The following is a 7,408-nucleotide window of genomic DNA, read 5'->3' as shown; positions in this document are numbered from 1 at the left end:
CCTTGGAATAGGTTGACTCTAAAAAAATTGTCCACTTTCTGGGGTACAGTTTATTTCTCGCTTTACCTTAAGGGGGAGATCGATATTTAAGACTCCCTGATCGGCTAATTCCCGGTGTTCGATCCAGGTATAGACAGTACGCTCCGTTACTGGGATCTCTGGGCAGCGCTGACAGATAGAGGAAAGAGACTGCCCGTTTTTAACTCCTTCACTGATGATGCGTTTCACATATTTGGAATTCTTCACCGGTAAGGTTGATCCCAGTGCGTGATTCTCTAAGAGTTTCTTCGTACTCCTCCTGCGCCTGTTTCGCTTTGTAGAGGCGCTTTTCGAGTTTGCATCGCCGAGGCCGATGGGCTTTAGGACATCCGTTGCACAATCCTTTTTTGTCTCTGAATTCGCAAGGAATCGGCTTTCGCTTTTTACATGGAGATTTACAAATCCCGTTGTCAGGGCTGCATTCATGAATACAGACGCAATCCCAGATGACAGCTTTACCGTTGGAATCAGATTCCTTAAGACACGGCTGAAAGGAAATATGCGTTTTGACTTCGCGGCTGACGGTGCTTTTAGACTTGTCGATCTGTCGGGCGATTTCAGGCATAGAAAGCCCCTGGTCCAGACTGTCTTGAATCAGTTTTCGAGTGACAGCGTTGAGATGTTTTTGATTAGGCATAAGGCCCTCCTGTCTGTTTTGGAAGGAGAACATAGAAGACTGGCCGAATCGGTCAGTACATTTTTCGCTAAACAAGAACGACCTTAGGTTATCTGGACTGAAGGACTAAACGCAACGATTGTGGTTGAAGGACTAAATGCAACGAGAAAGAGTTCAATGGTTGCATTTACTATTTCAATTCACTACCTTCTTTTCGTACACAAAACCAACATTTTATCAGTGCCCGAAACCTACAAAATTACAGTACCCTTAACAGAAGACATATGGCTTCACCTTTAAGATGAAATAACCAACGGCCGGAATCCCCGTATTGATAGCGGATTCCGGCCGTTTTGCGTTTCCTTTGAATTATTCAGGTCATCAGTGATAAAAACGATACTGTAGTGACACTGATGCCGGTTTAGTGTAGACGCTTTGTTTCACTTTACCAGCAGTATTTATTAACATTTTTGGTTGTCCCCGAAGACGGGGGATTATGGGCTTCAAGGATCTGAGTTGAACTGTAAGCGCAGCTGGCAGCATAGTTTGTCCCTTCAATCCCTCCAGAGGACATATGGGACGGTCTGCCCCGTGAAAACAGCCAGGTTAACTGACCAAAACAGGCCAGAATTTGATTACCCATAGCGACCGGTTTCTGTTCCGTCCTGCTTCAGCGATTTCAGACGCTGATCAGGCTGAAAAGAATGCTATGAAGCCGGCTTCTTTGCCTGCCGTTTGGTGCCTGACTGGGTATAAACATGAAGAGAATTTAGAATACAGCACTGATAAACAGAATAAAGCCGTTCCCGGGCAACCAGGGAACGGTGAGGTGAAAAAAACTGCGGCAGTATGAGCAGTAGCTTTCGGGAGTACAGTCTTTTTCACAGCGGTGTTTCGTACAGAAGATTCAGTTTTCCAACTGCTCCTGATGACTGAACAGATCTGTACAGTATTCGCCGGTAAAGCATGCCATACAAAGAGCGCTGGGTTCAGCAGCATTCTGCAGATCTTCCGGGGAAAGAAAGTACAGTGTATCAGCCTGAATGTAATCTTTCATTTCTTCCAGAGTCATCTGTGCACCGATGAGCTCCTTTTTCGTGGAGGTATCGACCCCATAAAAACAGGGAGAAGTAATGATGGGAGAAGCAATGCGTACATGTACTTCCTTAGCTCCCGCTTCCCGCAGAAGATTGACAATACGTCTTGAAGTTGTGCCTCTGACAATGGAATCATCAATGAGAACCACTCTTCTACCATCTATGACTTCTCTGACAGGAGAAAGTTTCATTCTGACTCCTCTGTCCCGCATGGCCTGAGTTGGTTGAATAAAGGTACGGGTGACAAAGCGGTTTTTGACCAGACCATACTGGAAGGGCAGGTCTGCTTCTTCGGCATAACCCATGGCAGCGGAAAGGGAAGAGTCAGGGCATCCGATGACCACATCAGCCTGCAGATCTTTGTCCTGTCTGGCCAGCAGGCGGCCGGTTTCCTTGCGCAGAGCATGGACATTTTTGTCTTCAATGACGGAATCCGGTCTGGCGAAGTAAATGTATTCCATGGCGCACAGGTGATGATCTCTTTTGGGGGTATAGAAGGAAGAGCGGGGAAGACCGTCTTTGAACACCACCATCTGTCCTGGCAGAACATCGGTATGACGGTAGATGCCCATGACTTCAAAGGCGCAGCTTTCCGAGGAGATGATCCAGCCCTGCCTGTTTCGGGCATAGCTTAAGGGGCGCAGACCATGAGGATCTCGGAAGGCGATGAGGGTGTCATCCTTCATCACCAGAATGGAGAAGGCCCCTTCCAGGCGCTGGGCAGCCTTTTTCACCCGTTCTTCCAGGGTGCCGGTCTGCTTTTCAATGAGATGCAGAATGACTTCGGAATCACTGGTGCCCTGAAAAATCGCGCCGGCTGCTTCCAGCTCCTTGCGCAGTTCTCTGTCGTTGACGATCTGGCCGTTGTGGACCAGGGCGATGTCGCCCTGATAGCCTTCTGCGGCAATGGGCTGAATGTTTTCATATTCCTGTCCGCCGGCAGTAGAATAGCGGACATGACCTACAGACAGATCTCCTTCCAGCTGATCCAGATCTTCCCTGGAAAACACATCCACTGTCAGGCCCTTGCCTTTGAATACCTGGATTTTTCCATGACTGGCCACCGCGATGCCGCTGGCTTCCTGTCCTCTGTGCTGTAAAGAGTGCAGACCATAGTAAGTCAGGCTGGCGGCATCCTGGCACTGATAACATCCAAAGACACCGCATTCTTCATGAAGTTCATCAAACATGAGAAGTTCTCCTTTCATCATTCAGGTTGTGAATCCGCGAAATCATACAGGTCATACGGGTATTCCCCGTTAAAGCAGGCAAGACAGGCATCGGAAGGCAGGCAGGTTTTGAAGGTGTCCAGATCCAGGAAGGAAACGGAATCCGCATCAAAGACTGTCTTCATTTCTTCCAGATTCCACAGATGACCGGCCAGCTGATCCTTTGGAATAAATTCAGTTCCCGAATAGCAGGAATGGGCAATGAGAGGCGAAGCGATGCGCAGGTGAACTTTCCTGGCGCCGGCTTCCCTTAACATCTGGCAGATTCTTCTGGCATTCTGTCCTTTCTGAACTGAATCATCCACCAGGAAAATGGATTTGCCGCTGACGATGGAAGAGATGACATTGAGCCTGGAGCGCATACCCTGTTCGCGCTGAACGGCCGTGGGCCTGACATAGGTGGAACCGATATACCGGTTCTTGATGAGGCCGATTTCATAAGGCAGACCCAGTTCTCTGGCAAAGGCGGCTGCTGCAGGCAGCGCAGTATCGGGAACACCGATGACCAGGTCGGCTTTTACAATTTCCTGTCTGGCCAGGGCTTTGCCGGCTGCTTCTCTGGAGAGGTGAACGCTGCTGTTTTCCATGCTGGAATCGGGCCTTGAATAGTACACGAATTCCATGGCGCACACATGGCCAAGAGGAGGCTGGATCTGCTTTCGCTCCAGACCGTGCTTTCCCAGAATAATGAGTTCGCCGGGCAGGATTTCTTCGATGGACTCTGTCTCCATCATGGTGAAGGCGCTGCTTTCTGAACCAAAGAGAATACTGCCTTCCGGGGTGGAGGCCATATACAGAGCCCGGATGCCATCTTTGCTTCTTACGGCATAAAGCGTGTTTTTGGTCATGAGCAGAAAGGCAAAGGAGCCCTTGAGCATCTGCACGGTGCGTTCAATGCGCTCGGCTAAAGTGCCTCTGGAAATCTGAATCAGATGGGCAATGATCTCGGCATCGGAAGTGCCCTGGAAAATCAGGCCTTCCTGCTTCATGGCTTTGCGAAGGCTGGGTCCATTGAGCAGCATACCGCTGCAAACCAGGGCGAACTGGCCCTGGAAGGCTCTCACCGCCACAGGCTGCAGGTTTTCCTTCTGCCTGTCGCCGGGAGTGGCCATACGTACCTGTCCGATGGCGGAACGGCCTTCCATGGCGTCCAGCACCTGTCCGGTCATGTTTTCGGAAAGAAGACCCTTGCCTTTATGAAGGGAGAGGGTTTCTCCGTTGGATACTGCCATTCCGGCACCGTCACTGCCCCGGTGCTGGAGAGAGTGAAGAAGATAGTACAGAACATGGGATGCATCCAGCATGTTGTAAACACCGGCCAGACCGGAACAGTTCTGTACGCTGTGTCCATGACTCATCGTGTGTCTCCTTTTTATGCGGCTTCTGGCCGCAGCTGTTTAAACAAAAAGCGCGCCCGGAAAAAGGGCGCAGAGAACGGACAGAAAAAGAGACTGAAGCAAATGATTCTGATGAACAGACGTTCCATGCGGCCTGCATAACAATCCCTTCCTTCTGTAAAAATGACTTCATTATTCTAGAAAACTTCAGGGCGGTGTGCCATACGAAAATGAATTTGATATCGGTTTCTTTCTGAAAAATCAGAGCCTTTCTGACAGATCCATCTTCGAAAACCGGGATCAGAGAATATCGATTCTGTTCCGGTACTTTTCCAGATACTGGCTGTTGCAGCTATCGCCGTGATCCACGTTGCCGGACACCCAGATTTCAGGATTGACACCGGCATCCAGCAGCCGTTCCACTCCTTCTCCCATAAGGCCCACCAGCAGATGCATCCCCACGATGGTGGAAGGAGAGCAGAAGCGGTCACCTTCGACCAGTCTAGGATCCTCCAGAACGGCATCGCCTTCAATGGCGCAGCAGTCCAGCACCACATCACTGATATCCTTCAGCTTCAGGCCACTGGAATGTCGGGAAACGGCTTTGTTGGTATAGTCCATGGACGTCAGGGCAATGACCTTCATGCCTTTTTCAGGGGATGCCATGGCCATATCTATGCCGGCGGCATTGCGTCCGGAAATGGAGACAATCAGCATGATGTCTTCCGGTCTGGGGACAAAAGATTCCAGCACCTTATGGGCTGCATTTTCCTGGCACTCTATCAGCTGGCAGAGCCAGATATCCGGATAAATGACGTACTGGGGAACCAGAATGGCGTTCACAGGCACCAGTCCGCCGGTGTGGCAGCAGAGTTCTTCGCCAAACATCTGGGAGTGACCGCAGCCAAAGACGTGAAGCACGCCACCTTTAGCCATGGACTGCGCAATCAGATCAGCGCCTGGTCAATGGCTTCTTCCTGCTGCAGAGTGGCTTCCGTCTGTTCTCTGCAGACTTCAAAAATTTTCTTGCCTGTTTCATCTATCTTTCTCCTGGCAATTCTTCCGAAGTTCCACTCCCGGCAGAGGGACTGAGGCGGGATACAGTTTGCTGCAGACTGCGGCTGAATCTTTGTTAAGTTCATTATGCTTTAGGAATAATATGGTTCAATGAAAAAACCTTTGGGATCGAAGGGCTGACATTCTAATTGCGTGATGCATCCATAATCTTCAAAAAGAAGTAACCATCGTCGCAGTAGCCATACGCCTGTCTTCTAATCGTCTTGATCTTATTGTTGACTCCTTCGATCTTTCCAGTCGAAATCCCATAAATGGCATGTGAAAGGATGCCCTGATAGTGGTTTTCAATCAATCGGGCAAACCATTCAAAGTGTTTGCTCTTCGTACCTCTACACGTATCAATCAGGTTGTTAAGCAGCACTGCCATCTCTGATTTGTTTCTGCATTTGAAGGCTTGTTCAAGCTGGATTTTGACGATATCGCAAGTGGTGAATAAGGTATTCAGTTTCAAAAGCTCCTTGTATCGTTTAACGTATCCTGTTTTAGCCAGTACTGGTTTCAGGCCAAAAAGGGTCTTTTCCACTCGCAGCACAGTTTCCGCTTCGCCGCGTGCGTCTTTTTGTTCCAGCGTTGCAAGCGAGGACATCAGAATATACTTTGATCCCTTAAGCTGCCTGGCCTGTTCGATTTTATCATCGGCAGTCAGATCCTTTTGAACATCTTTACGAACTTCAGAGGTTACTTTATCGTTGAAATTCTACACGATATTAAAATAGTCAAAAACGATAGAGATATTCTCACAACGTTCTTCAAACGCTTCCTGAAAGTCGGAATTCATATCGCATGCGACTGCTTTAACATGGCTCATCCATTCGCTTCCTACATGGTCGATGAAATCATAAACAACCTGCTTCTTCTTACCTTTGGCGATCCAAAGCACATGCCTGGTTTCTAGATCGATGATATGAGTTGCGTATTGATGTTCGTTTTGAAGCTTGAACTCATCAATAGCCGAAAAACGACTATAGGTATCAGATTTCTTTAAGGATGGACCCTTTGAGTTCTCTTCGACATACAGTCTGCTCAGCCTGGCTTTATCAACGGCCTTTACCAAGTGCGCCCCTACGCCAGTCAGTTCCGCAATTGTCTTCAGAGTAAAGCGTCCGCTGGCAAGCAGATCTTCAATATAGATTTCGAGATTTCTGGTAATGGAATGATGATCTGCCTTGAATGGAATTGTCTGCATAAGCGTGTTGTGACAGTGCTCACAGAACAAGCAATGAATCTCGACAGTGACATGTGTATAGGCATTGCCAAATGGAATATGGCGAAGTGTTCGAGTATGTGAAGACTTGATATGCATCTTCTTTCCACAGATCGGGCATCGGGCAGATGAGGTCATCTTCTGACAGGGCTGGAAGACTGTCGATGCGCTGATTCAGATCATGTCCATGTGAATGTTCGGGATGGGTAACAAGACTGTTCTGGGTAAAACCTGGCAGGTAAGAAGGTAAATAAACGAAACCTTCATAAGCAGGTGCTGCTTGAAAAGTAGAAGCTAAGTCGATAGGGTGCGTATTGGATCTCCTGTGTCTGGCGTGTCTTGGTCGACTCTTCCAGCATACGGGAGATCCTTTTTTACTTGTCATTTTTTTGGTTGTACTGGGGTGATCCCACACAAATTTTCAAAGAACCCATTTTTCGCTAAACAAGAACGACCTTAGGTTATCTGGATTGAAGGACTAAATGTAACGAGAAGGGTTCAATGCCTGCATTTACTCTTTCAATTCACCGCGAGAAAAAAAGTGGGGTCATCCACGCCTTATTGCTTGCGCAAGATCCATAGCTGCGGTATAAATAGAAGGCTGTTTTTCTTCTCCAGCAAAAAAACGCGAGAGAGAAAAACAGATCGTTCAGCTAATGTGAAAATATTTTAAAAATTCACAAATAATGCTTGCATCGCTTCGATGCCCGTGTTATTATAGTTGAGCGCTGAGGGGAATTGCTTCTCTCAGTCGTCAAATCACCTTTAGATATCGAAGAAAACAGCTTAAGTGAAAATCATAAAGAAAT

Annotated in this window: 5 protein-coding genes and 1 pseudogene; all 6 read right to left on the bottom strand. The window is 48.1% G+C overall.

Features of this window, described 5'->3' with window-relative positions; translation table 11 throughout:
- Positions 1–208: 208 nt before the first annotated feature.
- Complete coding sequence (locus Q2J39_RS10110; protein WP_288340575.1) at positions 209–676, bottom strand: helix-turn-helix domain-containing protein; 468 nt, start codon at positions 674–676, stop codon at positions 209–211.
- An 886-nt stretch (positions 677–1,562) separates the two neighbouring features.
- Positions 1,563–2,942, bottom strand: a complete 1,380-nt coding sequence (gene purF, locus Q2J39_RS10105; protein ID WP_230268478.1) for an amidophosphoribosyltransferase — start codon at positions 2,940–2,942, stop codon at positions 1,563–1,565.
- Between the two features lie 17 nt (positions 2,943–2,959).
- A complete protein-coding gene (locus Q2J39_RS10100; RefSeq protein ID WP_288340573.1) occupies positions 2,960–4,339 on the bottom strand; it encodes an amidophosphoribosyltransferase in 1,380 nt (459 codons plus the stop codon).
- Positions 4,340–4,618: 279 nt separating this feature from the next.
- The gene (locus Q2J39_RS10095; RefSeq protein WP_230268480.1) at positions 4,619–5,254 is read right to left on the bottom strand and encodes a sugar isomerase domain-containing protein; all 636 of its coding nucleotides are present in this window, start codon (positions 5,252–5,254) and stop codon (positions 4,619–4,621) included.
- An 11-nt stretch (positions 5,255–5,265) separates the two neighbouring features.
- Entirely contained in the window at positions 5,266–5,460 is a 195-nt protein-coding gene (locus tag Q2J39_RS10090; RefSeq protein ID WP_230268481.1) for a hypothetical protein, read from the bottom strand.
- A 59-nt stretch (positions 5,461–5,519) separates the two neighbouring features.
- A pseudogene (locus Q2J39_RS10085) lies at positions 5,520–6,581 on the bottom strand (transposase).
- Positions 6,582–7,408: the final 827 nt, after the last annotated feature.

This window comes from uncultured Allobaculum sp. (assembly GCF_948576815.1).
Classification (GTDB): Bacteria; Bacillota_I; Bacilli_A; order Erysipelotrichales; family Erysipelotrichaceae; genus Allobaculum; species Allobaculum fili.
This window is presented reverse-complemented; position numbering and strand designations above follow the sequence as displayed.